At 54.8% G+C, this 26,801-nt stretch carries 27 protein-coding genes and 1 pseudogene; 14 read left to right on the forward strand and 14 right to left on the reverse strand.

What is annotated here, in order from left to right; translation table 11 throughout:
* Positions 1 to 23: 23 nt before the first annotated feature.
* Positions 24 to 3,938 (forward strand): enterobactin synthase subunit F, encoded by a 3,915-nt coding sequence (locus HA51_RS09490; RefSeq protein WP_084934290.1) that lies wholly within the window; start codon positions 24 to 26, stop codon positions 3,936 to 3,938.
* Positions 3,939 to 4,024: 86 nt separating this feature from the next.
* Here HA51_RS09490 and HA51_RS09495 read toward each other — a convergent pair whose 3' ends face one another.
* The 3 genes from HA51_RS09495 to fepD are packed head-to-tail and all read right to left on the reverse strand — an operon-like array spanning position 4,025 to position 6,788.
* Complete coding sequence (locus HA51_RS09495; RefSeq protein WP_084934291.1) at positions 4,025 to 4,822, reverse strand: ATP-binding cassette domain-containing protein; 798 nt, start codon at positions 4,820 to 4,822, stop codon at positions 4,025 to 4,027.
* Entirely contained in the window at positions 4,819 to 5,802 is a 984-nt protein-coding gene (fepG, locus tag HA51_RS09500) for an iron-enterobactin ABC transporter permease (protein WP_084934292.1), read from the reverse strand. The genes HA51_RS09495 and fepG overlap by 4 nt, the downstream gene beginning before the upstream one ends.
* Positions 5,799 to 6,788, reverse strand: coding sequence for a Fe(3+)-siderophore ABC transporter permease (gene fepD, locus HA51_RS09505; RefSeq protein ID WP_084934293.1), 990 nt, complete (start codon positions 6,786 to 6,788; stop codon positions 5,799 to 5,801). Before fepD ends, fepG begins: the two co-directional genes overlap by 4 nt.
* Before the next feature lie 139 nt (positions 6,789 to 6,927).
* Here fepD and entS point away from each other — a divergent pair, with 139 nt between their 5' ends.
* Complete coding sequence (gene entS / locus HA51_RS09510; protein ID WP_084934294.1) at positions 6,928 to 8,178, forward strand: enterobactin transporter EntS; 1,251 nt, start codon at positions 6,928 to 6,930, stop codon at positions 8,176 to 8,178.
* Here the strand turns inward: entS and fepB are convergent.
* The gene (gene fepB / locus HA51_RS09515) at positions 8,173 to 9,138 is read right to left on the reverse strand and encodes a Fe2+-enterobactin ABC transporter substrate-binding protein (protein ID WP_084934295.1); all 966 of its coding nucleotides are present in this window, start codon (positions 9,136 to 9,138) and stop codon (positions 8,173 to 8,175) included. The genes entS and fepB overlap by 6 nt on opposite strands.
* 176 nt (positions 9,139 to 9,314) lie before the next feature.
* Between fepB and HA51_RS09520 the strand changes: the two genes are divergently transcribed.
* From HA51_RS09520 to HA51_RS09540, 5 genes and pseudogenes are all read left to right on the forward strand, one after another.
* Positions 9,315 to 10,496, forward strand: a complete 1,182-nt coding sequence (locus HA51_RS09520) for an isochorismate synthase (protein ID WP_084934296.1) — start codon at positions 9,315 to 9,317, stop codon at positions 10,494 to 10,496.
* Positions 10,497 to 10,506: 10 nt separating this feature from the next.
* Positions 10,507 to 12,122 (forward strand): annotated as a pseudogene (locus HA51_RS09525) ((2,3-dihydroxybenzoyl)adenylate synthase).
* Between the two features lie 18 nt (positions 12,123 to 12,140).
* Positions 12,141 to 12,995 (forward strand): isochorismatase family protein, encoded by an 855-nt coding sequence (locus tag HA51_RS09530; RefSeq protein ID WP_084934297.1) that lies wholly within the window; start codon positions 12,141 to 12,143, stop codon positions 12,993 to 12,995.
* Entirely contained in the window at positions 12,992 to 13,750 is a 759-nt protein-coding gene (gene dhbA / locus HA51_RS09535) for a 2,3-dihydro-2,3-dihydroxybenzoate dehydrogenase (protein WP_084934298.1), read from the forward strand. Before HA51_RS09530 ends, dhbA begins: the two co-directional genes overlap by 4 nt.
* A gap of 1 nt (position 13,751) precedes the next feature.
* Positions 13,752 to 14,168, forward strand: a complete 417-nt coding sequence (locus HA51_RS09540) for a hotdog fold thioesterase (RefSeq protein ID WP_084934299.1) — start codon at positions 13,752 to 13,754, stop codon at positions 14,166 to 14,168.
* Positions 14,169 to 14,303: 135 nt separating this feature from the next.
* Here HA51_RS09540 and cgtA read toward each other — a convergent pair whose 3' ends face one another.
* The 3 genes from cgtA to rplU form a co-directional block, all read right to left on the reverse strand.
* Positions 14,304 to 15,479: an Obg family GTPase CgtA gene (gene cgtA / locus HA51_RS09545; RefSeq protein ID WP_084934300.1), complete on the reverse strand. Its 1,176-nt coding sequence runs from the start codon at positions 15,477 to 15,479 to the stop codon at positions 14,304 to 14,306.
* A gap of 248 nt (positions 15,480 to 15,727) precedes the next feature.
* On the reverse strand, positions 15,728 to 15,985 hold the full coding sequence (gene rpmA, locus HA51_RS09550; RefSeq protein WP_003851093.1) for a 50S ribosomal protein L27: 258 nt from the start codon (positions 15,983 to 15,985) through the stop codon (positions 15,728 to 15,730).
* A gap of 15 nt (positions 15,986 to 16,000) precedes the next feature.
* Positions 16,001 to 16,312: a 50S ribosomal protein L21 gene (rplU, locus tag HA51_RS09555; protein WP_084934301.1), complete on the reverse strand. Its 312-nt coding sequence runs from the start codon at positions 16,310 to 16,312 to the stop codon at positions 16,001 to 16,003.
* A 254-nt stretch (positions 16,313 to 16,566) separates the two neighbouring features.
* Between rplU and ispB the strand changes: the two genes are divergently transcribed.
* Both ispB and HA51_RS09565 read left to right on the forward strand, forming a co-directional pair.
* Positions 16,567 to 17,538, forward strand: a complete 972-nt coding sequence (ispB, locus tag HA51_RS09560; RefSeq protein WP_084934302.1) for an octaprenyl diphosphate synthase — start codon at positions 16,567 to 16,569, stop codon at positions 17,536 to 17,538.
* A gap of 247 nt (positions 17,539 to 17,785) precedes the next feature.
* Entirely contained in the window at positions 17,786 to 18,067 is a 282-nt protein-coding gene (locus HA51_RS09565; protein WP_084934386.1) for a helix-turn-helix domain-containing protein, read from the forward strand.
* A gap of 66 nt (positions 18,068 to 18,133) precedes the next feature.
* Here the strand turns inward: HA51_RS09565 and murA are convergent, their stop codons facing one another.
* The 7 genes from murA to mlaF all read right to left on the reverse strand — a co-directional run bounded on the left by murA (position 18,134) and on the right by mlaF (position 22,915).
* Positions 18,134 to 19,393: a UDP-N-acetylglucosamine 1-carboxyvinyltransferase gene (gene murA, locus HA51_RS09570; protein WP_084934303.1), complete on the reverse strand. Its 1,260-nt coding sequence runs from the start codon at positions 19,391 to 19,393 to the stop codon at positions 18,134 to 18,136.
* A gap of 44 nt (positions 19,394 to 19,437) precedes the next feature.
* The gene (gene ibaG / locus HA51_RS09575; RefSeq protein ID WP_008104351.1) at positions 19,438 to 19,695 is read right to left on the reverse strand and encodes a BolA family iron metabolism protein IbaG; all 258 of its coding nucleotides are present in this window, start codon (positions 19,693 to 19,695) and stop codon (positions 19,438 to 19,440) included.
* 114 nt (positions 19,696 to 19,809) lie between these two features.
* Positions 19,810 to 20,115, reverse strand: a complete 306-nt coding sequence (gene mlaB / locus HA51_RS09580; protein WP_084934304.1) for a lipid asymmetry maintenance protein MlaB — start codon at positions 20,113 to 20,115, stop codon at positions 19,810 to 19,812.
* Entirely contained in the window at positions 20,115 to 20,747 is a 633-nt protein-coding gene (mlaC, locus tag HA51_RS09585; RefSeq protein WP_084934305.1) for a phospholipid-binding protein MlaC, read from the reverse strand. The genes mlaB and mlaC overlap by 1 nt, the downstream gene beginning before the upstream one ends.
* A 19-nt stretch (positions 20,748 to 20,766) precedes the next feature.
* A complete protein-coding gene (gene mlaD, locus HA51_RS09590; protein ID WP_084934306.1) occupies positions 20,767 to 21,270 on the reverse strand; it encodes an outer membrane lipid asymmetry maintenance protein MlaD in 504 nt (167 codons plus the stop codon).
* Positions 21,271 to 21,312: 42 nt separating this feature from the next.
* On the reverse strand, positions 21,313 to 22,095 hold the full coding sequence (gene mlaE / locus HA51_RS09595) for a lipid asymmetry maintenance ABC transporter permease subunit MlaE (RefSeq protein WP_084934307.1): 783 nt from the start codon (positions 22,093 to 22,095) through the stop codon (positions 21,313 to 21,315).
* A gap of 4 nt (positions 22,096 to 22,099) precedes the next feature.
* Positions 22,100 to 22,915, reverse strand: a complete 816-nt coding sequence (mlaF, locus tag HA51_RS09600) for a phospholipid ABC transporter ATP-binding protein MlaF (RefSeq protein ID WP_084934308.1) — start codon at positions 22,913 to 22,915, stop codon at positions 22,100 to 22,102.
* Positions 22,916 to 23,142: 227 nt separating this feature from the next.
* On the opposite strand from mlaF, the gene HA51_RS09605 reads away from it, so the two are divergent.
* From HA51_RS09605 to lptA, 5 genes are read left to right on the forward strand one after another with little or no spacing between them, the layout of a single operon-like run.
* Positions 23,143 to 24,126, forward strand: coding sequence for a calcium/sodium antiporter (locus HA51_RS09605; protein ID WP_084934309.1), 984 nt, complete (start codon positions 23,143 to 23,145; stop codon positions 24,124 to 24,126).
* A gap of 13 nt (positions 24,127 to 24,139) precedes the next feature.
* Positions 24,140 to 25,120 (forward strand): arabinose-5-phosphate isomerase KdsD, encoded by a 981-nt coding sequence (gene kdsD / locus HA51_RS09610; RefSeq protein ID WP_084934310.1) that lies wholly within the window; start codon positions 24,140 to 24,142, stop codon positions 25,118 to 25,120.
* Positions 25,121 to 25,133: 13 nt separating this feature from the next.
* Complete coding sequence (gene kdsC / locus HA51_RS09615; protein WP_084934311.1) at positions 25,134 to 25,700, forward strand: 3-deoxy-manno-octulosonate-8-phosphatase KdsC; 567 nt, start codon at positions 25,134 to 25,136, stop codon at positions 25,698 to 25,700.
* Positions 25,697 to 26,275 carry an LPS export ABC transporter periplasmic protein LptC gene (lptC, locus tag HA51_RS09620; RefSeq protein ID WP_084934312.1) on the forward strand — a complete coding sequence of 193 codons (579 nt, stop codon included), beginning with the start codon at positions 25,697 to 25,699 and terminating at the stop codon, positions 26,273 to 26,275. The genes kdsC and lptC overlap by 4 nt, the downstream gene beginning before the upstream one ends.
* Positions 26,244 to 26,798: a lipopolysaccharide ABC transporter substrate-binding protein LptA gene (gene lptA / locus HA51_RS09625; RefSeq protein ID WP_084934313.1), complete on the forward strand. Its 555-nt coding sequence runs from the start codon at positions 26,244 to 26,246 to the stop codon at positions 26,796 to 26,798. The genes lptC and lptA overlap by 32 nt, the downstream gene beginning before the upstream one ends.
* The last annotated feature ends 3 nt before the right edge of the window (positions 26,799 to 26,801 follow it).

Here is a 26,801-nt window from a genome sequence, read left to right on the forward strand (position 1 = left end):
GCAGGACGCAAACCGGAGCAACGATGTCTGAATCTCTGATGAACAATACTATGACCGACCAACATACCTTGCCGCTGGTAGCGGCGCAGCCCGGCATCTGGATTGCCGACCAGCTGACCCAGCACCACAATGCCTATGCCGTGGCCCATTTTGTGGAGCTACGTGGCACCATTAACAGTGCGTTGCTGGCACAAGCGATTGTGGCGGGAATGCAGGAAGCCGACACCTTAAACATGGCGTTTGGCGAAGTCGAGGGAGAAGCCCTGCAGTGGGCACAGCCACAAACGTTTAGCGCCCCCCAGATAGTGGACCTGCGCGATGAAGCGGATGCTGCCGCCAAGGCGCGTGCGTTGATGCGTGCAGACATGAACGGCGATCTGCGCGTGTTGAGCGGTGCTAAATTATGGCATCACACGCTGTATCGCATTGGCGATCAACACTGGTTCTGGTATCAGCGTTATCACCATTTGGTGGTCGATGGCTTTAGCTTTACCGCCATTACTCGCCGTATCGCCAATCTCTACACGGCGGCAGTGCAGCAACAGGACGCTGAACCCACGCCGTTTATCCCGTTTAGCGAGGTGGTGGAAGAGTATCAGCGCTATCAGGAATCCGCTTCGTTTACGCGCGATCGTGAATTCTGGCGCGAAAAAGGCGCGGCACTGCCCTCGCCGGCTTCCCTGTCACCGCTGCCTCTTGCCGGACAAAGCGCCAGTACCGATCTGCTGCGCCATAGCGTGACGCTCGATCACAGCACTTTCCAGGCGTTAACTCACCAGCACCCGCAATCCAGCGCAGCCGATTTGGCTTTTGCCTTGGTGGCATTGTGGCTGGCTCGTCTCAGTGGACAGAATGACTTCGCCGCTGGATTTATCTTTATGCGCCGCATCGGTTCCGCCGCGCTGTGCGCCACCGGTCCGGTGATCAATGTGCTGCCGATGGCCGTGCATTACGATCCCGCCCAGCCGATCGCCGCGCTTGCCGCGCAACTGGCAGGTGAAGTGAAGAAAATGCGCCGCCACCAGCGTTATGATGCAGAACAGGTACAGCGCGATTTGGGCCGTCTCGGCGATGGCGACCCGCTGTATGGTCCGGTGATCAACCTGAAGATGTTTGATTATCAGCTCGATTTTGCCGGCGTGGAGGGTATTACCCATCAGCTGGCTTCGGGGCCAGTGCGCGATCTGGAGATCGCAATCTACCTGAGCGAACAGGGTGAGGTGACGCTGGAGCTGCTGGCCAATGCGGAGCGCTATAGCGAATCAACCTTGCTGCGCCACGCCAGCCGTTTTGCTTTGCTGCTCAATCAGCTCGCGGCACAACCCCTGCGCCCGCTGGGTGAACTCGATCTGCTGACCGCGGATGAACATGAACAGATCGCCCGTATCAATCAGACGGCACATCCCGTTCCGGTTGAAACACTGGCTTCACTGCTGGCAAAGCAGGTTGAACGTACGCCAGACGCGCCCGCCCTGATCGATGCTACGCATCAACTCAGCTATCACGACATGCAGCAGCAAGTCTTCGCGCTGGCGGCCGATCTCACTGCCGCAGGCGTACAGCGCGGTGATATCGTGGCGGTGGCTTTACCGCGTTCAGTTCAGCTTTCGCTGGCGTTACAGGCGATCGTTTCGCTCGGTGCGGCTTACCTACCGCTGGATACCAGTTATCCCGATGAACGTCTACAGCTGATGTTGGAAGATGCCACGCCGAAAACGCTGATAACCTCGTCAGATCTGCGCGCCCGCTTCAGCGCTATCGCCCAAGTGAATCAACTGCATTTTGATGCGCTTTACACGCGCCTGGATGCACCTGCACCGGCTAGCGCACCGACGCCGCAGGATGCGGCTTACATCATCTACACCTCTGGCTCAACGGGACGGCCGAAAGGCGTATTGGTGGGCCATGAAGCGATTGTGAACCGCCTGCTGTGGATGCAGGATCGCTATCCGCTGCAAGCCGATGATGTGGTTCTGCAGAAAACCCCGAGCAGTTTCGATGTGTCAGTATGGGAATTCTTCTGGCCGCTGCTTGTTGGCGCGCAGTTGGTGATGGCACCGCCGGAGGCGCACCGCGATCCTGAAGCACTGCAACAGCTGTTTGCCCGCTACAAAGTGACCACCACGCATTTCGTACCCTCGATGCTGGCGGCCTTTATCGCGGCCCTTGATAACCCGCAAGCCATCGCTTGCTGCGCCAGCCTGCGCAACGTGTTTTGCAGCGGTGAAGCCCTCCCCACCGACCTGTCGCGTGAATGGGAAACACTGACGCACGCTCCTCTGCATAACCTGTATGGCCCGACCGAAGCCGCTGTGGATGTCAGCTGGTATCCCGCCTTTGGTGAGGCACTGGCAGCCGTCGAGGGGCCTAGCGTGCCGATTGGTTTCCCAGTGTGGAACACAGGATTGCGTATTCTTGATGCACGCATGCAGCCCGTACCACCCGGTGTGGCGGGCGACCTTTATCTCACGGGCGTACAGTTGGCGCATGGCTATCTGGGTCGTCCAGAACTGACCGCCAGCCGCTTCATTCCTGATCCTTTTGTCCCGGGCGAGCGTATGTATCTGACCGGTGATGTCGCACGCTGGCTGGATAACGGCGCCGTGGAATATCTTGGCCGCAGCGACGATCAGCTAAAAATTCGTGGTCAACGCATCGAGCTTAACGAAATCGATCATGTATTAAGTGATCAGCCAGGCATTGAACAGGCTGTCACCCATGCTGTGGTGCTGGGCAACGCCGCGACGCAAGGCGGGGATGCGCGGCAACTGGTGGGTTATGTGATTGCAGCGCATCCGGTGGATGGCGAAGCGCTGCGTGAAGCACTGGCACAGCGCCTGCCTGCGCACATGGTGCCGGTGGCGATTGTGCAGCTTGAAGCTTTCCCACTCAGCAGCAACGGTAAATTAGATCGTAAAGCCCTGCCTCTGCCGCAAAACGCCGCTGACAGCGTGGGCCGTGAACCGCATGCAGGGCTGGAAACCCAGTTGGCACAGGCTTTCTGCCAACTGCTGGATCGCGAGCACATCCGTGCGCAGGATGACTTCTTCGCCCTCGGTGGACACTCGTTGCTGGCGATGCGTTTAGCGGCGCAGTTGCGTCGTGAACTGCAACAACCGGTTTCGGTGGGGCAAATTATGGTGGCCTCAACGGTGGAAAAACTGGCTCGGCTGCTCAGTGATACACAATCACATCAACAAGCCGGTTTTGAAGCGGTGCTGCCACTGCGTCAAGGCGCGGGGCCAACGCTGTTCTGCTTCCATCCGGCATCCGGCTTTGCCTGGCAGTTCAGCATCCTGCAACGCTACCTCGCGCCGCGCTGGTCGCTGGTTGGCATCCAGTCTCCAGGCACCGACAGCCCACTGAACCAGAGCGCGCATCTCGATGAGGTATGCGAGGCGCATCTGCGCACGCTGCGTGAGGCACAACCGCATGGGCCTTATTATTTCCTCGGCTATTCACTGGGCGGCACGCTGGCACAAGGCATCGCTGCACGGCTTGAAGCGGCAGGAGAAGAGGTTGCCTTCCTCGGCTTGCTCGATACCTGGCCACCCGAGACACAAAACTGGGACGAGAAGCGCGGTGAGAACGTATTAGATCCGGCGGTGCTCGAAGAGGTCAATCGTGAACGCGAACAGTTTATTGCCGCGCAGCGCCATCAGGCCGGTGAAGAGATGCGAGCGATGTTCGATACCATCGAAGCTAACTACGCCAGTTCAGTGCGCCTGCTGGCGACGGCACGCAGCGCTCGCTTTAAGGGGCGTGCTACCCTGTTCCTGGCGGAACAGACGCAGCAGCCAGGCCAGGATGCACGGGATGCCTGGGCACCCTACGTGGGTGAGTTAGAGGTGTGGCCGATGGATTGTGCTCACGTGGAGATCATTTCACCGCAGATGTTTGAACAGATTGGGCCGCTGTTGCAGCGGATATTGGGTTAAAACATACCCGGTGCGCATCAATGCGCACCTTACCCCGCCGTAGGGGCAGCATTTATGCCGCCCTGCCATTTATGCAGCCCTGGGTATTATCTTCCTCGCCCCAGCGGCACGATCATCGGCGTATGCGCCACTGGATCTTCGACAATCACACAGCGTAAACCATACACCTGCTCAATCAACGCGGGCGTCACGATCTCTGCTGGCTTGCCCTCTGCGATAATCTTGCCGTGACGCATGGCAATCAAATGCGTGGCATAACGACAGGCATGATTGAGGTCGTGCAATACCACCACCAGCGTGCGGCCATGCTGCTGGTTCAATTCCTGCATCAGTTCCAGCAACTCAATCTGATGCGTGATGTCCAGCCAGGTTGTCGGTTCATCCAGCAGCAACAGCGGCGTTTGCTGTGCCAGCACCATGGCTATCCACACTCGCTGACGCTGTCCACCGGATAAGGTATCGACCAGTTGTTGTGCCAAATCAGCCACGCCCGTCGCGCGCATCGCCTGCTGCACCGCCTCTTCATCCTCCTCGCGCCAGCGACCAAACAGTGCCTGGTGAGGATAGCGCCCGCGCGCCACCAACTCCGACACGCTAATGCCAGCAGGCGCATTCGAACTCTGGGGCAGCAGCCCAAGCCGCCGCGCCACTTCTTTAGTGGGATAGCGCGCAATGGCCTCGCCATCTAAATACACCTCACCTTTTAGCGGCGTGTTGAGGCGGCTGAGTGTCCGTAATAAGGTGGATTTACCACAGGCGTTCGGGCCGATAATCACCGTCAGCTCCCCTTCCGGGATCGCCACTGACAGATTCTCCGCCACGATTTTTTTGTCATAGCCAAGCGTCAGGCTTTCGCCATACAGACGTGAAGGAATATCGATCATTGGCGTCGCGCCTCCCGCACCAGTAATGCAATCAAATAGAGTCCACCCAAGCTGACAGTGATCACGCCAACCGGTAATTGATAAGGCAGGAACAGATGCTGTGCAGCAAAATCAGCGGCGATCAGTAGCAGTGCGCCACACAGTGATGCCAGCAACAATGCGCCTCTCTCTCCGCCACCGAGCCGACGGGCAATTTGCGGGGCCAAGAGCGCCACAAAAGAGATCGGCCCCACCAGCGCGGTGGATGCGGCAGTCAGCACCACGCCAATCAGCATCAGCCACATGCGGCTGCGTTCAACCGGGACACCGAGCGCGCTGGCGGTGTCATCGCCCATCTCCAGCAGGCGCATCCGTCGCGTCAGCAAGGCCATCACCAGCAGCGACAACAGCAACACCGCAATCACCGGCGGCGTTTTCGCCCAAGTGATGCCGTTTAGCGAGCCGGCACTCCATAAACCGGCGCTCAGCGCCGACTCCAGCGAGGCGCTGATAATCAGCCAGGCATTCAACGCCATCAGCAATGCACGCACGCTAATGCCGACAATAATCAGACGGAAGGTTTCGACGCCGTTGCGCCAGGCGAACAGGTACACCAGCGCCGCAGTGGCGATCCCACCGATCAGCGCGGCACCGGTCATGGCGGCGATGCCTTGATTGAACAGCACCAACGCCACCAGCACCCCACTGTAGGCGCCCGTGTTAAAACCGAGTATGTCCGGGCTACCCAACGGATTGCGCAGCAGAGACTGGAAAATAGCGCCACTTACGCCGAGGGCCGCGCCAATCAGTAACGCCATCAATACGCGAGGGAGTCGCCATTCCAGCACGATCAATTTGACGTTACCGGCGCCTTCGCCCCTTAGCATCTGCCAGAATTGCTCAGCCCCGATTGGCAAGGCACCGCGCGTCATTGCCAGATACGCCAGCAGTAAGCAACACAGCAGCAACCAGGTGGTGTGTAACCCTACCCGGCGCGTCATAGCGCACCTCGTCCAAGTTTACGACGTACCAAGATAATCAGTACCGGCGCACCCAACATCGCCGTCACGATGGAAACGCGCAATTCTCCTGCGACCAGAAGGCGGCCAAGAATATCCGCCGCCAGTAGCAATATAGGTGTAATCAATGCGGTCGCAGGCAGCATCCAGCGATGATCGTTGCCTACCAGCCAGCGCGCAAAATGCGGCGTCATCAAGCCAATAAAAGCAATCGGCCCCACCGCAGCGGTGGCGGCACCACACAGCAGAGCGATGGCCAGCAATCCCAACAGCTGCGTCCGCGCGACTCGCGTGCCCAACGCCGTCGCCATATCGCCGCCCATGCTTAAACTGTTCAGCGCCTGCGACAGGCAAATCGCCACCACGCTGCCCACCAGCACCGCCGGAAACAGGGTGCGTAGAACAGTAAAGTTACGGATATCCAGCGAGCCGCTGTGCCAGAAACGCAGATGGTCATAAATATCAGGGTTGAGCAGTGATAAGCCCGATGTTAGGCCATCCAGTACCGCGCCGAGCGCCACACCCGCTAACGTCAGGCGTACCGGGTTAACGCGTCCGCCGCCAATCGCACCGGTCATGGCCACCAGCAGTGATGCCAGCAATGCGCCGATAAAAGCAAAGCCGAGCCAGTCGAGGGGGGAGTCGGCACCAAACAGCGCAATGCCAATCACCACCGCAAATCCGGCACCTGCATTGACGCCAAGAATGCCGGGATCGGCCAACGGGTTGCGTGTCAGGCTTTGCATCAAAGCCCCTGCTAAACCCAGTGCAACGCCAGCGAGTAATCCTGCCAAAGTGCGAGGCAAACGTGCATCGCGCACAATCACACACTCCGCGCTGCTGCAACTGGAGGTCAGAGAATGGTAAACATCGGAAAGGGGTATTGATTTTGCCCCCAGCATTAAGCTGAGCGCGATGAGGAGCACGAGCAGAATCCCTGAGCCTGCTAATGCACGAATTTGGCGCATCGTTCAAAACCTTCACTGTTTAACGTCGTCGCATGCGCAACGCAATTTGATAATGGTTATCGTTATTACTCGCGTTTGCCTATGTTACCATGACTGGCCTCGCGGACGATGAGGAAAATTGGTGCAAAAAGGCGAACGAATGAACAAATCCTCCCACTTTATTGATCTCTCCCTGCTGAAAACTCACGCGGCATTTCGCGCCGTGTTTATCGCGCGTTTCATCTCCATTGTCGCGTTAGGTATGCTTGCCGTCGCGGTGCCGGTACAAATTCAGCAAATGACACAATCTCCGCTTTTGGTGGGGTTAGCGGTAACGCTGGCGGCATCAGGTATGTTTATCGGTCTGCTAACCGGTGGCGTGTTAGCGGATCGCTACGAACGTAAAAAGCTGATTCTGATTGCCCGTTCTACCTGCGGATTGGGTTTTATTGCCTTGGCAATTAACGCCGCACTCCCTGAACCGTCATTGATTGCCGTTTATCTGCTGGGATTCTGGGACGGTTTCTTTGGCGCGATAGGCGTGACGGCGCTGCTGGCGGCCACTCCTGCGTTGGTAGGACGCGAAAATATTATGCAGGCCGGTGCCATCACCATGTTGACGGTACGCTTTGGTTCCATTCTCTCACCGGCGATTGCGGGCCTGGTGATTGCACACGGCGGCGTCGTGTGGAACTACGGCCTGACCGCATTCGGTACGCTATTAACGGTGCTGACACTGCTAAAACTGCCACAACTTCCCCCACCCCCGCAGCCGCGCGAACATCCACTGAAATCACTCGCTGCCGGGGTGCAGTTCCTGTTTGCAAGCCCGATTGTCGGCATGGTGGCGCTGATTGGTGCTCTGGTCACACTGGCCAGTGCGGTACGGGTACTTTACCCCGCCTTGGCACCACACTGGTCAGTCACGGTAAATCAGCTCGGTATGATGTATGCAGCAGTCCCGCTGGGTGCCGCCATTGGCGCCTTTACCAGCGGCAAACTGAAGCACGCCGCACGACCAGGACAGTTAGTACTGGGCAGTGCGGTTGCGGCTTTTGTGGCACTGGGCTTGTTCAGTTTGATGCCCAACTTGCCGCTGGCGCTACTGTGTTTGGTTGCCTTTGGTTACTTCAGTGCCATCAACAGTCTGGTGCAGTACGCCATGATTCAGCTATTAACGCCTGACCATTTATTGGGACGCATTAATGGGTTATGGACAGCGCAAAACGTCACTGGCGATGCGATCGGGGCGGCGATGATTGGTGCCATGGGTTCATGGTTACTGCCACCACAGGCTGCCGCCCTATTTGGCTTTGCGGCAGCGCTGCTGGGCGTAATGATGTGGTGGGTGATGGGACGTCTGCGTCGATACCATCCGCCAGCACCGGAGCTGGCGGAACAGGCATCATGATTTAACGAACAGTTTTTCCAGACGCGCCAGCAGGTTGCTGGCGCTGTAGTAATCCAGTCGGAACGAATCGACGCCCAGCGGGAAGACCTGCTGCTGTTTCACTGCCGCATTTTGCGCTAGGAACGGATTATTAAGCACCGACTGCGTTGTTTTATCGTCACCGGCGAACAGCAGGAAGGTTTTACCCGTCAGACCACTGCCAACGTTCTCACCCGACAACTGAATAATGTCTTTACGCTGCCCCATACTGTGTCCCTGTTGAACAGTAGCAGGAGGTTCAGCGAGGGTGAAACCGAGCTGTTGCAGTAGCTTGCCTTGCGCTGACTCCGCGGTCCACACATTGACCGCGCGCCCATCCCCATTCCACACCATGGCGGAAACCGGCTGCGGCGGCAACGTGATGGCTTTCTTCAACGCCGCTTCACGATCGTCAAAAGCTTTCACTCGCTGGGCGGCCTGAGTTTCATGGCCGGTGGCCTGACCGAGCAGCGTCACCACGTCCTGCCAGCTTTTGTCATCGTAATTGACCACCAGCGTGGGTGCGATGGCCGAGAGTTGGCTGGCCAGCTTGATCGCTGAATCATTGCCGGTTGCACTGACCAGAATCAGATCGGGCGCTTCGGCAGCAACGGCCTCCGCACTCGGTTCACCAATATAAAGGCGTTTGAGATGACGCTGTTTCGCCACGTCGCCCCACTGACGGAAGAAGCCCTGATCGTCAGCCAAGCGGCTGTTAGGTGCTGTCGCGCCGGATGCGATGACAGGCGCATCGATGGCCAGTAGCGAGCCCGTCAGGGTAACGCTGGTGGAAACAATGCGCTGCGGCGCTTTGTTGAGGATCAGGGGACCATTAGCCCCCTGAACGGTGCGCGGCCAACCCTGTTCAGCCTGCGCAAGACTTGTAAAAGTCTGGAAAATGAACAACAGGACCGTTAGGCCCCACAAACCGCATTTATTCATAAGTTTTGGTCCGCCTTTTAGCTTAATACGCGGCGTATCGTCACTCTCCGATTACGCCTAAACATGCGGTAAATCCCGCGAATGGATTGACACTTTTGTCTGATCGACGTAGGTTACAGGGCCATAATAAAAATGATAATCATTATTAATAATCTTATCATTTATAGGTGAAAATTATGGTCGAATCATCCATGTTTGAAAATGCCCTCTTAAAGGATTTTTCCTCGTTATGCCGTGGGTTCCTTTTTACTTCCCCGTGGCGCAGCCTCGCAACTCAAGGGTGCTATACCACCATCACTGCACCCGTGACGGATGCCGCCTTGTTACAGGGGGATTTTCAACAACAGTTACGTCAGCACTTTGCGGCGGCGAAACAACAAGGCATTGAAAATCCGATTCTGGTCGGCGCGATTCCGTTCGACGTTAGCCAACCAGCGGCGCTGTTTATCCCTGAAAGCTATCAGACCTTCAATCGTGCCGATCTACAAAACGCGCTACCCTCTGCATCCGGTGAAATGCCGCAGGTGCGTCGTCGCGCAGCCGTGCCCGATCATGATGTCTTTACCCAAATGGTGACGGATGCCGTTGCCGCCACACAGCGTGGCGACCTCGATAAAGTCGTGCTTTCACGCCTGATGGATATCACCACCGATCAACCGGTGGATACTGCAGCGCTGATGCAACGCGTGATCGCGCAGAACCCTAATAGCTATCACTTCCATCTGCCGCTGCCACAAGGCGGTGCACTGGTGGGTGCCAGCCCTGAGTTGATGCTGCGTAAACAAGGGCGCGATTTCAGCTCCTGCCCTCTGGCAGGCTCGGCGCGACGTCATCATGACGATAGTCAGCAAGATCGTGCCGCAGGCAATACGCTGATGGATTCTGACAAAGATCGCCATGAGCACAAGCTGGTCACCGACGCGATGCGCGCCACGCTAAAACCGCGTAGCCGTCTGCTGTCAGTCCCAACCGTACCTTCGTTGATGACGACCGCAACTCTGTGGCATTTGGCGACGCAAATCGATGGCCAAGTGCAGGATGAGCGTGAAAATGCGCTATCCCTGGCCTGCCTGCTGCACCCGACCCCCGCATTAAGCGGCTTCCCGCACCAGCTTGCTCAGCAGTTGATTCAGCAGCTAGAGCCGTTTGACCGTCAACTTTTTGGCGGCATCGTCGGATGGTGTGACAGTGAAGGCAATGGCGAGTGGGTTGTGACGATTCGCTGCGGCACGGTACACGGTGCCAGGGTTCGACTATTTGCGGGAGCGGGCATTGTTGCTGACTCCCAACCTGAATCAGAATGGCGTGAAACTGGCGTGAAGTTGGACACCATGTTGCGCGCTTTTGGACTGCAATAAAGGAAAGAGCATGAGCATTCCCTATAACCGTTGGCCTGATGATTTCGCTACGCGCTACCGCGAAAAAGGCTATTGGCTCGATGTGCCAATGACCGATATCCTGGCTCGTCATCAAGAAAATGATGCTATTGCGGTCATCGACGGCGATCGCCAGATCAGCTATCGCCAATTGGACATGCTATCCGAGAATCTGGCAGCAGCGCTTCAGCGTCGTGGTTTGCAACAGGGCGATACTGCATTGGTCCAACTGGGCAATGTCGCCGATTTTTACGTCACGGTTTTCGCTCTCTTTAAGCTGGGCGTCGCCTCAGTTTTTGCGCTTCACAGCCATCAGCGCACCGAACTGACTGCCTACGCTTCACAGATTGAACCGAAGCTGCTGATTGCCGATCGCCATCATGCACTGTTTGCCGACGATACCTTCATTAACACGCTTTGCGCGGCACAACCGTCCCTGCAGCAGGTCATTCTGCGCAATGACAACCAGCCGGAAAATACGCTGGAAGCGCTGATGGCCGAAGCGGCGGGTGACTATCAACCGACGCCAACCGCTGCCGATGAAGTGGCTTTCTTCCAGCTCTCTGGCGGCAGCACCGGCACACCTAAGTTGATTCCACGCACGCATAACGATTACTACTACAGTATTCGTGCGAGTGACGATATTTGCGAAGTCACTGCCGAAACGCGTTATTTGATTGCTCTGCCCGCACCGCATAATTTCGCCATGAGCTCACCGGGTTCACTCGGGGTGTTCTATGCCGGTGGCCAAGTGATCCTTGCCGCCGATCCCAGCGCGACACTCTGCTTCCCGTTGATTGAGAAGCATCAGGTGACTGATACCGGCTTAGTGCCTCCTGCCGTCAGCCTGTGGTTACAAGCGATTCAGGAATGGGGCAGCAATAAGCAGCTGGCTTCGCTGAAGCGCATTCAGGTGGGCGGAGCCAAGCTAGGCGAAACCCTGGCAGCACGTATTCAAAGTGAAATTGGCTGCCGCCTGCAACAGGTGTTTGGCATGGCTGAAGGATTGGTGAACTACACCCGCTTTGGCGATGATGAGAAAACTATCCTGACCACGCAAGGCCGCCCGATTTCTGAAGACGACGAAGTGTGGGTCGCCGATGAACACGGCAATGCGCTGCCCAGCGGCAGTGTAGGTCGTTTAATGACGCGTGGGCCTTACACCTTCCGCGGCTACTATAAAAGCCCGGAGCACAATGCCGCCAGCTTCGACGCTGACGGTTTTACTGCTCAGGCGATCTGATTGAGATCAACGAGCAGGGTTACATCACCGTGCAGGGTCGTGAAAAAGATCAGATTAACCGCGGTGGCGAAAAGATCGCGGCGGAAGAGATCGAAAACCTGCTACAGCGCCATCCTGATGTGATCCACGCCGCACTGGTATCGATGAATGATGAACTGATGGGTGAAAAGAGCTGTGCCTTTATCGTTGCCAGCCAGCCGATCAAAGCCGTGGCGCTTCGCCGTCACCTGCGTGAACTTGGCGTCGCTGAGTTTAAATTACCCGATCGTATTACCTGCGTAGATGCCCTGCCCCTGACACCCGTTGGCAAGGTGGATAAAAAACGTTTACGCCAACAGCTTGCCGATCAACAAGCGCAAGCCTGACCTGTTCCGGAGATTGTAATGGCTATTCCAAAACTGAATTCCTACGCGCTGCCTGCGGCCACTGAGCTGCCGACCAATAAAGTGAAGTGGGCCGTTGAGCCACAGCGTGCTGCGTTGTTGATCCATGATATGCAGGCTTACTTCCTTAATTTTTGGGGTGAGAACAGCCCGCTGATCGACCAAGTGGTAGAGAACATTGCGCGTCTGCGTGCCTACTGCAAAGCGCAGGGTATTCCCGTGTTCTATACCGCGCAGCCGAATGAACAGAGTGATGCCGATCGTGCCTTGCTCAACGACATGTGGGGACCGGGCCTGAACAAGCACCCGGATCAGCAGAAGATCGTTGATGCGCTGGCTCCGGATCAAGATGATCAGGTCCTGACCAAATGGCGTTACAGTGCCTTCGTGCGTTCGCCGCTGGAATCCATTTTGCAGGAGATGGGCCGCGACCAGCTGATTATCACCGGCGTTTATGCTCATATCGGCTGCCTGACGACCGCAACCGATGCCTTCATGCGTAACATTCAGCCGTTTATGGTGGCTGACGCCTTGGCTGACTTCAGCCGTGAAGAACACATGATGGCACTGACCTACACCGCGGGCCGCAGCGGTAAAGTAGTAATGACCGCCGATCTGATGCCACTTCCGCTGAGCAAAGACGATCTGCGTGCGCTGATCCTCCCCTTGCTGGAAGATGACGACGTGCCGGAAGATGATGAGAACCTGATCGATTATGGTCTTGATTCCGTACGCGTTATGGCGCTGGCAGCGCGCTGGCGTCAGGTGCATAACGATATCGATTTTGTGAGCCTGGCAAAAAATCCCAGCATTGATGGCTGGTGGGCGCTGTTGTCACGGGTGCCAACCAAATGAGTGCTTCGTTCGATTTCAGCGGAAAAATTGTCTGGGTAACGGGCGCTGGCAAAGGTATTGGCTACCACACCGCACTGGCATTTCATCAGGCTGGGGCGCAGGTCATCGGCTTTGATCTGCGTTTTGATCAGGCAGATTACCCGTTCATCACGCAACCACTGGATGTGGCCAATGCCGCACAAGTGAAAGCGGTCTGCCAGGGTCTGTTGGCTGAGCAGCCACGCCTTGACGTGCTGGTGAATGGCGCGGGCATTCTGCGTATCGGCAGCACCGAAGAGTTAGCTTTTGAGGACTGGCAAGCCTGTCTGGCCGTGAACGCGGGCGGCGCTTTCAATATGTTCCAGCAGACGCTGCCGGTGTTTCGCAAGCAGCGTGCGGGGGCCATCGTCACTATCGCGTCTAACGCAGCACATGCACCTCGCCTGGGTATGTCGGCTTACGGCGCGTCTAAAGCAGCACTGCGCAGCCTGTGCCTCACCGTTGGGCTGGAAATGGCTCCGCTGGGTGTGCGCTGTAACATCGTCTCACCGGGTTCCACTGACACCGATATGCAACGCAGCTTGTGGCATACCCCGGAAGCGGAACAAGAGATGATCAATGGCTTCCAGGATCAGTATAAGTTGGGGATCCCACTGCGTAAGATCGCTAAGCCACAAGAGATCGTGAACAACGTCCTGTTCCTGGCCTCGGATCTTGCCAGTCACGTTGTGCTGCAGGATATTGTGGTCGACGGTGGCGCAACGCTGGGGTCTTGATATGACAATCTGGAAACGCGCGTTTGATCTTGCAAGCTTAAATAAGATCGGCGAAAACTCACTAGTGGCTCATGTAGGCATCGTCTTCACCGTCGTAGGGGACGATTATCTTGAAGCCACTATGCCGGTAGATGCCCGTACACAACAGCCGTTTGGCCTGTTGCACGGCGGCGCTTCAGTGGTCCTGGCAGAATCGATGGGATCGATTGCGGGTTATCTGAGTGTGGAAGAAGGTAAAAGCGTGGTAGGCATCGAGGTGAGCGCCAGCCACCATCGCGCGGTCAGCAGCGGTGAAGTGCGCGGTATCTGCCGCCCTCTGCACCTTGGCGCACGCAATCAGAGCTGGGAAATTGAGATTCGCAATGGACGCGATCAGCTGTGCTGTACGTCGAGATTAACAGTGGCGGTGCTGGGGTAACCCTCAACGTCTCAATCTCACAAGGGAAGCCCGGCTGCTGAATCTTGCACGGATAAAGCCTTCTCACCTTGATGTCAAAACTGGCACTCAGCAGCCATAAAAAAAGCGGCCAATTGGCCGCTTTCTCTTTTGCGATTAACGCTGGTAAATGATTTCGACGCCTTCGTCGTCCTCTTCATCCCAGTCGTCATCCCAATCGTCATCTTCTTCCACTTCTTGCGCGGTTTCCATGGCTTCACGGTGATAGTCATCCCACATGAAGGCCACTTTCTCCGGTTCTTTCGCTTCTTCTTCGGCTTCTTTCGGGTTCTCAATGATAAAGGTCATCACGTCCCAGCAAAGATCTTTCACGCCATCGTGGCTGGCCGCAGAAATAAGATAGTACTTTTCTTCCCAGCCCAATGCTTCCACAACCGCTTTAGCGCGGCTTTCCGCTTCTTCACGGCTCAGCAGGTCACATTTGTTAAACACCAACCAGCGTGGCTTCTGGAACAGCTTCTCGCTGTATTTTTCCAGTTCACCCAGAATGATGCGGGCGTTCTCTACCGGGTCGGATTCATCGATCGGCGCCAGGTCGATCAGGTGCAACAGTACGCGGCAACGCTCAAGGTGCTTCAGGAAGCGAATACCCAGACCGGCACCATCCGCAGCGCCTTCAATCAGGCCCGGAATATCAGCGACGACAAAGCTCTTTTCGTTGTCCATGCGCACCACGCCAAGGCTTGGCACCAAAGTGGTAAACGGATAATCCGCCACTTTTGGTTTAGCCGCAGACACGGAACGAATGAAGGTCGATTTACCGGCATTCGGCAGGCCAAGCATACCGACATCAGCCAACAGCATCAGCTCAAGCTGCAGGTCGCGTTTCTCGCCCGGCGTGCCCATGGTCTTCTGACGTGGACTGCGGTTAACTGAAGACTTAAAGCGGGTGTTGCCCAGACCGTGCCAGCCGCCTTTGGCGACCATCAATTTCTGCTCGTGGCGCGTCATGTCGCCCAGCGTTTCACCGGTGCCCTGGTCGATAACACGTGTACCCACCGGAACTTTAACAATGATGTCCTTACCGCGTTTACCGGTGCAATCTCGGCTCTGACCATTTTGGCCACGTTCGGCGCGGAAAGATTTCTCGAAGCGATAATCGATCAGGGTATTGAGGTTTTCATCCGCCAGCAGGTAAACGTCACCGCCGTCACCGCCGTCGCCGCCATCCGGGCCACCGCGTGGAATGTATTTTTCGCGGCGGAAGCTTACGCAACCATTACCGCCATCTCCTGCGACCGCAAGGATCGTCGCTTCATCTACAAACTTCATTTTCTTTCTCCGTCACGCTATCGTTCGCGGCTATTAAGCACGGCGAACGGGTCCGCCAGGGTCTTCTGAGCTGACCGGCGGCGGATAATACAAGATTGGCAAAACTATGTGTACATAAATTGTACAGCAAACTGCGCGGTAAGGTCAGAGAGAATCCCGCAACCTGCGGCAGAATGTAAAAAGCCCCGCAAAGCTGCGGGGCCTTCAATTCGTGTGTTCAGACGTTAACCGTCTGCGTCACAACAACCTTACTCAGCAACGATGCTGATGTACTTACGGTTGTTAGGACCTTTAACTTCGAATTGTACTTTGCCGTCTGCGGTAGCAAACAGGGTGTGGTCACGACCACAACCTACGTTGGTACCTGCGTGGAATTTGGTGCCACGCTGACGAACGATGATGCTACCTGCCAGAACAGATTCACCACCGAAACGCTTAACACCCAGACGTTTTGCATTGGAGTCGCGACCGTTACGAGTCGAGCCACCAGCCTTTTTATGTGCCATTTGTCAGATCTCCTCTTACGCGCCGATCACAGTGATTTTCACATCAGTGAACCACTGACGGTGACCAGCTTGCTTACGGTAGTGTTTACGACGACGAAACTTAACGATTTTAACTTTCTCGCCACGACCGTGAGCAACAACTTCTGCCTTGATCACACCGCCTGATACCAGTGGCGCGCCGATTTTCACGTCTTCGCCATTTGCAATCATCAGAACCTGGTCGAACTCAATGGTTTCGCCGGTTGCGATGTCCAGCTTTTCCAAGCGAACGGTCTGACCTTCGCTTACTCGGTGTTGTTTACCACCACTTTGGAAAACCGCGTACATATAAAACTCCGCTTCTGCGCATGCCTTTCTATTCATCAGGCGGCGCGATAAATATTCACAATAGGGCGCGAATTCTACGCAAATCTCCAGGAGAAGACAAGAGCACTTTGCACTCTCTTGCAGAAAAAAAGCGCAGAACGAATGCAAACGTTTCGCAGCCCGATTTTTCAAGTACAATCAGTAACAGATTACCTGAACTCAAGCTGTGTTAAAGCGCTTACCATGCAAAAAACGAGTCAAAGCTGAACAGACGAATGAACTTAGAACAGATTAATGAATTAACCGCTCAGGATATGGCGGCCGTCAACCAGACCATCCTCGACCAGCTGAATTCAGAAGTCTCACTGATCAACCAGTTGGGCTATTACATCATCAGCGGGGGTGGCAAACGCATCCGTCCGATGATCGCTGTGCTCTCAGCACGTGCGCTGAATTATCAAGGATCGCTGCATATCACCAATGCGGCGCTGATCGAATTTATCCACACTGCCACGCTGTTACACGATGATGTGGTGGATGAATCCGATATGCGCCGTGGCAAAGCTACTGCTAACGCTGCGTTCGGTAACGCCGCGAGTGTTCTGGTCGGCGATTTTATTTATACCCGCGCCTTCCAGATGATGACCAGCATGGGATCCTTAAAGATCCTCGCGCTGATGTCTGAAGCGGTGAATGTGATCGCGGAAGGTGAAGTACTGCAGTTGATGAACTGTAACGATCCCGACGTCACCGAAGAGAGTTACATGCGCGTCATCTACAGCAAAACCGCGCGCCTGTTTGAAGCGGCCTCCCAAGCTTCAGCCATTCTTGCGGAAGCCACACCAGCACAGGAAAAAGCGCTACAGGATTATGGTCGCTATCTGGGCACGGCTTTCCAGTTAATTGATGATTTGCTCGATTACAGCGCCGATGGTGAAACGCTCGGAAAGAATACCGGCGATGACCTGAGCGAAGGGAAACCTACGCTTCCACTGCTGCACGCCATGCATAACGGCTCGCCTGAGCAGGCATTGATGATTCGTACAGCGATTGAAGAAGGCAATGGTCGCCATTTGCTGGAGCCGGTATTAGCCGCAATGCAGCAAACAGGTTCACTGGAGTGGACCCGTAAACGTGCTGAAGAAGAGGCAGACAAAGCCATCGCGGCTCTACAGTCTCTGCCAGAATCACCGTGGCGCAGCGCGTTAGAAGCGCTGGCGCATATGTCGGTACAGCGTGACTTCTAAGCGACTCGCAGCGGGGCACTTTCGCCCCGCTTTGCTTCTCTCCTCTCGTTCTTAATTCATCTCTCTCGTTACTTCTGTTGCAGCATATTTGCGAAACACCGCGCAGTTTCACGGTGTGACATAACAATTACTGGAAACTTACGGAAACTATTTGTTATAACAATTTTGTTTTTTCCAGATATCTCTGCAATGGAACCGCAGAATGCGGTAGAGATGAAGCAATAACATGGACATGGAGCAGAACGTTATGAATGCAAGGAAACAGGATTGGCATCCCGCTGATATCATCGCAGCCCTACGTAAAAAAGGCACTTCAATGGCAGAGTTGTCGCGCCATTCAGGGCTAAACTCTTCCACCCTGTCAAATGCGCTATCGCGCCCTTGGCCAAAAGGCGAGTGGCTGATCGCCAATGCGATCGGCGTTCATCCTGCCGAGATCTGGCCAAGTCGCTATTTCGATCCCATCACATCACGTCTGCTGGATCGCAAAAAGCGCATAAGATCGCCAAAGGATCGACAAGTTATTTGAGATCCTCACGGCGAAAAAAACCAGCCACGTAAACGTGACTGGTTCTCTTCAAGCGACTTGGCAGCGTTATTCGCCGCTAACGCGCTCGATATTTGCACCCATCGCTTTCAGCTTATCTTCGATGTGCTCATAGCCACGATCGATATGATAAATACGGTCCACGACGGTCGTGCCCTCTGCAATGCAGCCTGCCAGCACCAGACTCGCTGAAGCGCGAAGATCGGTCGCCATCACTTGCGCACCTGAAAGCGTTTCAACGCCGTGGCAAATCGCAGTGTTGCTCTCGATTTCCGCATGTCCACCCATACGAATCAGCTCAGGAATATGCATGAAACGGTTTTCGAAGATGGTTTCAGTAATCACACCGGTGCCTTCAGCCACCATGTTCAGCAGAGTGAACTGGGCCTGCATGTCAGTCGGGAAGCCAGGGTGTGGCGCAGTTCGGATGTTAACCGCTTTCGGGCGCTTGCCGTGCATGTCGAGGCTGATCCAGTCTTCACCGGTTTCAATTTCTGCACCCGCATCACGCAGTTTTGCCAACACCGCATCCAGCGTATCTGGCTGAGCCTTATGGCACACCACTTTGCCACGAGAAATGGCAGCAGCCACCAGGAAGGTACCGGTTTCGATACGATCTGGCAGAACACGATACACACCGCCACCCAAGCGTTCGACGCCTTCGATGGTGATTTTGTCTGTACCCGCACCGCTGATTTTTGCGCCCAACGTGTTGAGGAAGTTTGCTGTATCAACAATTTCCGGCTCACGTGCCGCGTTTTCAATAATAGTGGTGCCCGTTGCCAGCGTTGCCGCACTCATAATGGTCACGGTCGCACCGACGCTGACCTTGTCCATCACAATGTGCGCGCCTTTCAAACGGCCATTAACGGAAGCTTTGACGTAGCCTTCTTCCAGTTTAATTTCTGCACCCAACTGCTCAAGGCCAGTAATATGCAGATCAACCGGACGCGCGCCTATGGCACAGCCACCTGGTAGAGAAACTTGGCCTTGGCCAAAACGCGCCACCAGCGGACCCAGTGCCCAAATCGAGGCACGCATGGTTTTCACCAGATCATAGGGCGCGCTGAAAACATTAACTTCGCGAGCATCAACGTGAACCGAACCATTGCGCTCAACACGTGCACCCAGCAGATTCAGCAGCTTCATGGTGGTATCGATATCACGCAGCTTTGGCACGTTCTGAATCTCTACCGGCTCTTCTGCCAGCAGCGCAGCAAACAGAATCGGCAACGCAGCATTCTTTGCCCCGGAAATGGTCACTTCACCACTTAAACGAGTGGGGCCTTGCACACGAAATTTGTCCATTAACGGCTCTCAATTATCTATCAACAAAACAGCCCGTAGGACGCTTAAAAACCGTTGAGTTTACGGTCACGCGCCCACTCAGCTGGGGTATAAGTTTTGATGGAAACCGCATGAATACGGTTATCCGCAATGTATTCCATCAGCGGCGCGTAGACAGCCTGCTGCTTTTTCACACGGCTCAGCTCACCGAACATCTCACCTACGGCAATCACCTGAAAATGGCTGCCGTCGTTGCTGAGTACGTGTACTTCTTCTAATGCCAGCGCCTGCATCAGCACGGCCTGAACTTCACTATTTTCCATCGCTCATTGCTTCACTTAATAATAATAAGGCGGATATCTTAGAGGAAAGCGCCTGACTCTTAAATACGCAAAAGCCCCTGGATAAAGCAGGGGCTTTATACATTTAACAGATAATCAGGCGATTTTTTCCGCAGAAACAATAATCTGCTGCAGGTTGTACAGCGTGATTAAAGACTGGAGTTTGTCATTAATGCCGGTGAAAACCGGTGCACTACCCTGCGCTCGCGCAATTTCGCGCAGGTGCACCAACAGTGCCAATCCTGCAGAATCCACACGATCTAATGCGGCAACATCAATGGTGGCAACATCTACCATCGCGGTGTCACGCTCCTGCCACAATGTCAGTAGCGTGTCACGATCGAGCTTGCCGCTTAAGGCCAACGTACTGGCCGTTCTCTGCCAGCGTAACGGTTCGCTCATTATTGCTGTTTATCCAGAGTGATCGGCTGTGCCGCATAGGTTTTCAACTGCGCGGTTAAACCGTCAATGCCCTTGGTACGCAGCAAATCGCCCCACTCATTTTGTTTGGTCGTGATCATGCTGATGCCTTCTGCCACCATGTCATAGGCCTGCCAGTTACCTGTTTGGCTGTTTTTGCGCCATTGGAAATCAAGGCGGACTGGCGGACGTCCGTTCGGATCAAGAATCGAGACACGAATCGCTACGATGTTGGAATCGCCAATCGGCTGCGGCTGCTGAATTTGGTAAGTCTGCCCATGATAAAGCGCCAGCGCCTGGCCGTAAGCCTGCGCCAGATAATCACCAAATGCAGCAAAGTAAGCATCGCGCTGCGCAGGGGTCGCTTCACGGTAATAACGTCCCAGCACCAACGCACCGGCATATTTTATCTGTACATAAGGCAGCAACTCTTGACGTACCACCTCACGCAGATAGTTAGGATCCTGCTTAATTTTTGGTTGTTCATTTTTCAAGCGGGTGAAGGTTTTCGCCGCCGCTTCGTTCATCTGCTTGTAGGGATCGCTTTGATCCGCCGCATTGGCAGCCAAGGGGACGATTGCCAGCATCGCAAGTATCAGTAAACGTTTAAACATCGTGTTTTACCTCTCAGGGTTATTCCGTTGTAGCAGGTGCTGCAGGGGCAGGCGTGCTCTCCGCGCCCTGCTTTTGATTATCGTTTTTATTGTCGCCGCTCTTATAAAGGAACTGGCCGATCAAATCTTCCAGCACCATCGCGGATTTCGTGTCACGCAGCGTGCCACCGTCTTTCAGCATCGACGAACCCAGCTCTGGATCATCGAAACCTAGATTAAGTGCAAGGAACTGCTCACCCAACAAGCCTTGAGTGCGGATTGCCAGCGAGCTGGTATCCGGAATTTTGTCGGTGTATTGATCGCTGATATCCATGGTGACACGCGGTGATAACGTTTTGTCATCGAGGGAAATGTCTGTCACCCGGCCTATCACCACACCGCCGATTTTCACCGGAGAGCTCACTTTTAGGCCGCCGATATTATCGAAGGTGGCATACATCTTCCAAGTCGGCTCCGTCCCCAGCGACTTAAGATCGGCCACTCGTAAACTCAGGAATAACAGCGCCAGCAGTGCCGCGAGCATGAAGACGCCTACCCAGATTTCGTTTTTTTGCTTTGCATTGCATCAATTCCCAAACATCAGTGCTGTCAGCACAAAATCCAAACCGAGCACTGCCAATGAAGCATGCACTACGGTACGCGTTGTCGCCCGACTAATCCCTTCAGAGGTCGGGATGGCGTCATAGCCATTGAACAGCGCAATCCAGGTTACCGTGACGGCAAAGACCGCGCTTTTGATAATGCAGTTGATGACATCGCTGCGGAAATCCACCGCATTTTGCATCGCTGACCAGAAGAAACCAGGATCGATCCCCTTCCAGCTCACGCCCACCAGTGCCCCACCTGCAATGCCTACCGCGGTGAAGATCAATGTCAAAAGCGGCATGCTGATAAATCCCGCCCAAAAGCGTGGTGACACCACGCGGCGCAGCGGGTCAACCGCCATCATCTCCATGCTGGAAAGCTGCTCGGTGGCTTTCATCAGGCCAATTTCAGCCGTCAAGGCTGAGCCAGCGCGCCCGGCAAACAGCAATGCCGTAACCACAGGGCCAAGTTCACGCAGCAGCGACAACGCCACCAGCATGCCGAGACTGGTTTCTGCACTGTAAGTGGTGAGAACCAGATAGCCTTGCAACCCTAGCACCATGCCGATAAACAAGCCGGAAACCACGATAATCAGCAGCGAGAGCACGCCTACGCTATACAACTGTTTCATCAACAATGGTGCATGACGGCGAAATGCCGGTTTGCCCACCAACGCATGAAACAGCATCAAGCCTGCACGGCCAAACGCCGCACAGGTGTTAATTCCCTGTCGTCCAAATGACGCCAGCGCCTTTAGCAACATCAGTCTACGTTCTCCCTACGCGGGTCAGATCGCTGAGGTAATCCCCGGCAGCGAAGCGGAACGGCACGGGGCCATCCGCATGACCTTCAATAAACTGGCGCACGCGCGGATCGGCATTATCCCGTAATTCCGGCGCACTGCCCTGGGCAATAATCTTTTGCCCGGCAACAATATAGGCATGGTCGGCAATGCTCAAGACCTCTGGCACGTCGTGTGAAACCACGATGCAGGTCACGCCTAACGCATGATTCAGTTCGTCGATCAATTTAACCAGCACGCCCATGGTAATCGGGTCCTGGCCAACAAACGGCTCATCGAACATGATCAAATCGGGTTCTAGGGCAATGGACCGCGCCAGTGCCGCACGGCGAGCCATGCCACCTGATAGCTCAGCAGGCATCAGTTTTGCCGCACCGCGCAGGCCCACGGCTTCGAGTTTCATCATCACCGTGCTATGCAGCAATTCTGGCGGCAATTGGGTGTGTTCACGCAGCGGCCAGGCAACGTTATCAAAGACGTTTAGATCGGTGAAAAGTGCCCCTGACTGAAACAACATGCTCATCTTTTTACGCGCTTCATACAATTTAGTGCGCGAAAGTGTGGGGATATTCTGGTCATGGAACCAGATGTCCCCTTTGTCCGGCTGTAACTGCCCACCAATCAGACGCAGCAACGTGGTTTTACCGATGCCGGACGGCCCCATGATGGCAGTGACTTTGCCGGCAGGTACGGTTAGCGAAATATCGTCAAAAATGACACGATCACCGCGCGTGAAACTGACGCCACGAACCTCAACCAGATTCGTTTGCTGCTGGATCATCATTACCTCTTTATGCGGATCGGGCGTTATCAAGGTCGTGGATGGTAGCCTGGTAGGCCACAATGCACGATAGTTTTACAGAAACTTACCCGTAAGGTGTGGCGAAAACGGCCTTAAAATTTACTTTTGCCTCTCAGACAGTCAAAATCAGCGCCTGATTCCGCGCGTGCAATGCTTTTACCTGTCGGACAAGGTTTGCCGGCACACCTATCCATCAAGGATTTTTCATGTTCGTAGCCACTGCCCTGCTGTTTATCGGATTGATTTTACTGGCTTACGGTGCTGACCGTTTGGTATTCAGTGCCGCGATCCTGTGTCGATCCTTTGGCATCCCGCCGTTAATAATCGGCATGACGGTGGTAAGCATTGGCACGTCGTTACCGGAACTGATCGTCTCATTTTCCGCTGCGCAGCATGGTCAGATGGATTTAGCCGTGGGCACCGCTCTCGGATCCAACATCACCAACATCCTCTTAATATTGGGTGGCGCGGCCCTGCTGCACCCATTGACAGTACACTCCAATCTGATTCGGCGCGAACTCCCTTTAATGCTGCTGGTTTCACTGCTTAGCGGCATCATGCTGTTTGATAATCACCTGAGTCGACTCGATGGCGTAGCGCTGCTGCTGATTGCGCTGGGTTATTTGCTGATCGCTATTCGCATTGCCCGTCGTGCTGAGCGCGACAACAACGACACTTTAACGCGCGAACAATTGGCTGAGCTCCCGCGCGATGAATCGGGTAACACCGTGGCATTTCTGTGGCTGGCAGTGGCGCTGATTATTTTGCCGATGTCGACACGTATGGTGATCGACAACGCTACGGCGTTCGCCGACTACTTCGGCGTAAGTGAACTGGTGATGGGCCTGACGTTGATCGCCGTTGGCACCAGCTTGCCAGAATTAGCGACGGTAGTGGCGGGCGCACTAAAAGGTGAAGACGATATCGCCATCGGCAACCTGATTGGCGCTAATATTTTTAATCTGGCGATTGTACTCGGCCTGCCAGCATTGATTCATCCCGGTAGCATTGATGTGCATGCATTCGCACGTGATTATTGGGTGATGTTGGGCGTTAGCGTGCTGTTCGCCCTTCTCTGCCTGCTGCGTAAACGCCGTATTGGCCGCGTGGCGGGCACCTTACTGTTAGGTGGATTTATCGCATGGGTGCTGTGGCTGTGGCTTAGCCCCGCGCTTATCACAAGTTATTAAGGACGGATTGACCATGTCACATCAGCAACCGGATTTTGATTACCAGCAGGCGGGTAAAGCGGTACTGCGCATTGAACGTGAAGGGCTTGAGCAACTCGACCAGTATATTAACGCCGACTTTAGCCGGGCCTGCGAGTTGATCATTGCCTGCCGCGGTAAAGTCGTGGTGATGGGTATGGGCAAATCCGGTCATATCGGTGCCAAAATGGCAGCGACTTTCGCCAGTACCGGGACATCTTCTTTCTTTGTGCATCCCGGCGAAGCCAGCCATGGTGACCTCGGCATGGTCACACCGAATGATGTGGTGATCGCCATCTCCAACAGCGGTGAGTCGAGTGAAATTCTTGCCTTGATTCCGGTATTAAAACGCCAGAAGGTTAAGCTTATTTGCATCACCAGCCGTCCAGAGAGTGCCATGGGCCGCGCTGCGGATGTGCATCTGTGCGTGAAAGTGCCGCAGGAAGCCTGCCCGCTCGGCTTGGCGCCGACCTCCAGTACCACCGCGACGTTAGTGATGGGTGATGCACTGGCCGTGGCGCTGCTGGAAGCACGGGGTTTTACCCAGGAAGATTTTGCGTTGTCACATCCCGGTGGCGCATTAGGTCGCAAGCTACTGCTGCACGTGAGCGATATCATGCACAGCGGGGATGAGATTCCTCACGTTAGCCGCGATGCGTCACTGCGCGATGCGCTGCTGGAAATTACGCGTAAAAATCTTGGTCTGACCGTGATAGTCGATGACCTGATGAAGATTGAAGGCATCTTTACCGATGGTGATTTACGCCGCATCTTTGATATGGGCATCGATTTCCAGTCAGCCAGCATTCAGGATGTGATGACACGTGGGGGCATTCGTGTACGCCCCAATATGTTAGCCGTGGATGCGCTTAATTTGATGCAAAACAAAAACATCACTGCGGTGTTGGTCGCCGATGACGATCGCCTGCTCGGTGTGGTACATATGCATGACATGCTGCGCGCTGGCGTAGTTTGAACAGGAAAAAATAATGAGTGCTGAATCCACAATGGTTGATACCTGCTACGGTCCAGTCAGCGCAGACGTCATGGCGCGTGCGGCGCAGATCCGTTTACTAATTTGTGATGTTGACGGTGTGATGTCTGATGGCGTGATTTTCATGGGCAACAACGGCGAAGAGTTAAAAGCCTTTAACGTCCGCGATGGCTACGGTATTCGCTGTTTGCTGACCTCTGACGTCGAAGTGGCTATTATTACTGGCCGCAAAGCAAAACTGCTGGAAGATCGCTGCCAGACATTGGGGATTACGCATCTTTATCAGGGACAATCTGATAAGCTTTTGGCGTGGCGCGAACTCCTGGATAAACTGTCATTAACTGCCGATCAAGTTGCCTACATCGGCGACGATCTGATCGACTGGCCGGTGATGGCGCAAGCGGGTCTGAGTGTTGCAGTGGCAGATGCCCATCCCGTTTTGTTGCCACGAGCACACTACGTTACGCGGATCGCCGGTGGTCGCGGTGCAGTGCGTGAACTGTGCGATCTCATTTTAATTGCGCAGAACAAATTTGAGGATGCCAAAGGGCAATCAGTATGAGTAAAAGCAGGCGTTGGATGACGCTGATTCTGGCCTTGATCGCACTGATACTGATCGGCTGGAATCTCACCAACCAGGATGACAGCATAGCGCCGGTGGCAACCAATACCCAAGAGCCAACCTACACCAGCGAAAAATCCCATTCTGTGGTGTATAACCCCACGGGAGCGCTGGCATACCGGTTAGTCTCGGATAAAGTGACCTATTTCGCCGACGATGAAATCAGCTGGTTCGAAAATCCAGTCGCAACCACTTATGATGAAAATAAAGTGCCGACCTGGACAATACGTGCTGATAAGGCAAAGTTGACTAAAGATCGTATGCTTTATCTTTACGGCCATGTTGAAGTGAATACGCTGACCCAAGATTCACAGCTTGAGCGCATCATTACCGATACTGCTCAGGTTAATCTGGTCACCCAGGATGTGATGTCTGATGATCAGGTCACCCTATTTGGCCGCAGTTTTAACTCCACTGGTTTGAAGATGCGCGGCAATTTACGAACCAAAAATGCCCAGCTGCTTGAAAAGGTCAAAACTTCCTATGAAATTCAAAATGAACAAAAACAGCCTTAAGCTGCTGCTGGTGAGCGCATTGCTGGCGACCAGTTTGCCAGCGCTGGCTTTAACGGGGGATTCAGACAAGCCCGTCAACATCGATTCTGTCAACCAGTCACTGGATCTGCAGGGCAACGTGGCCACCTTCACCGGCAACGTGATCGTGACGCAAGGTTCGATCAAAATCACCGCCGATAAAGTGGTGGTGACCCGTCCTGGCGGCGACAGCAAAAAAACCATCGTAGATGCCTATGGCACACCTGCTACCTTCTATCAGATGCAGGATAACGGCAAACCCGTTCAGGGACATGCCTCGAAACTGCATTACGAACTGGCGAACGATTTTGTTGAACTGACCGGCAACGCCTTCATTCAGCAGTTGGACAGCAACATCAAAGGCGATCGCATCACCTATCTGGTTAAAGAGCAGAAGATGCAGGCTTACAGCCAGGGTGAGAGCAAGCGCGTCACCACCGTTCTGGTGCCATCGCAGCTGCAGGACAAAAACGGCTCACCTGCGAGCCCCAAAAAGAGTAATTGATCG

Origin of the sequence: Pantoea rwandensis (assembly GCF_002095475.1) — a bacterium.
GTDB lineage: Bacteria > Pseudomonadota > Gammaproteobacteria > Enterobacterales > Enterobacteriaceae > Pantoea > Pantoea rwandensis.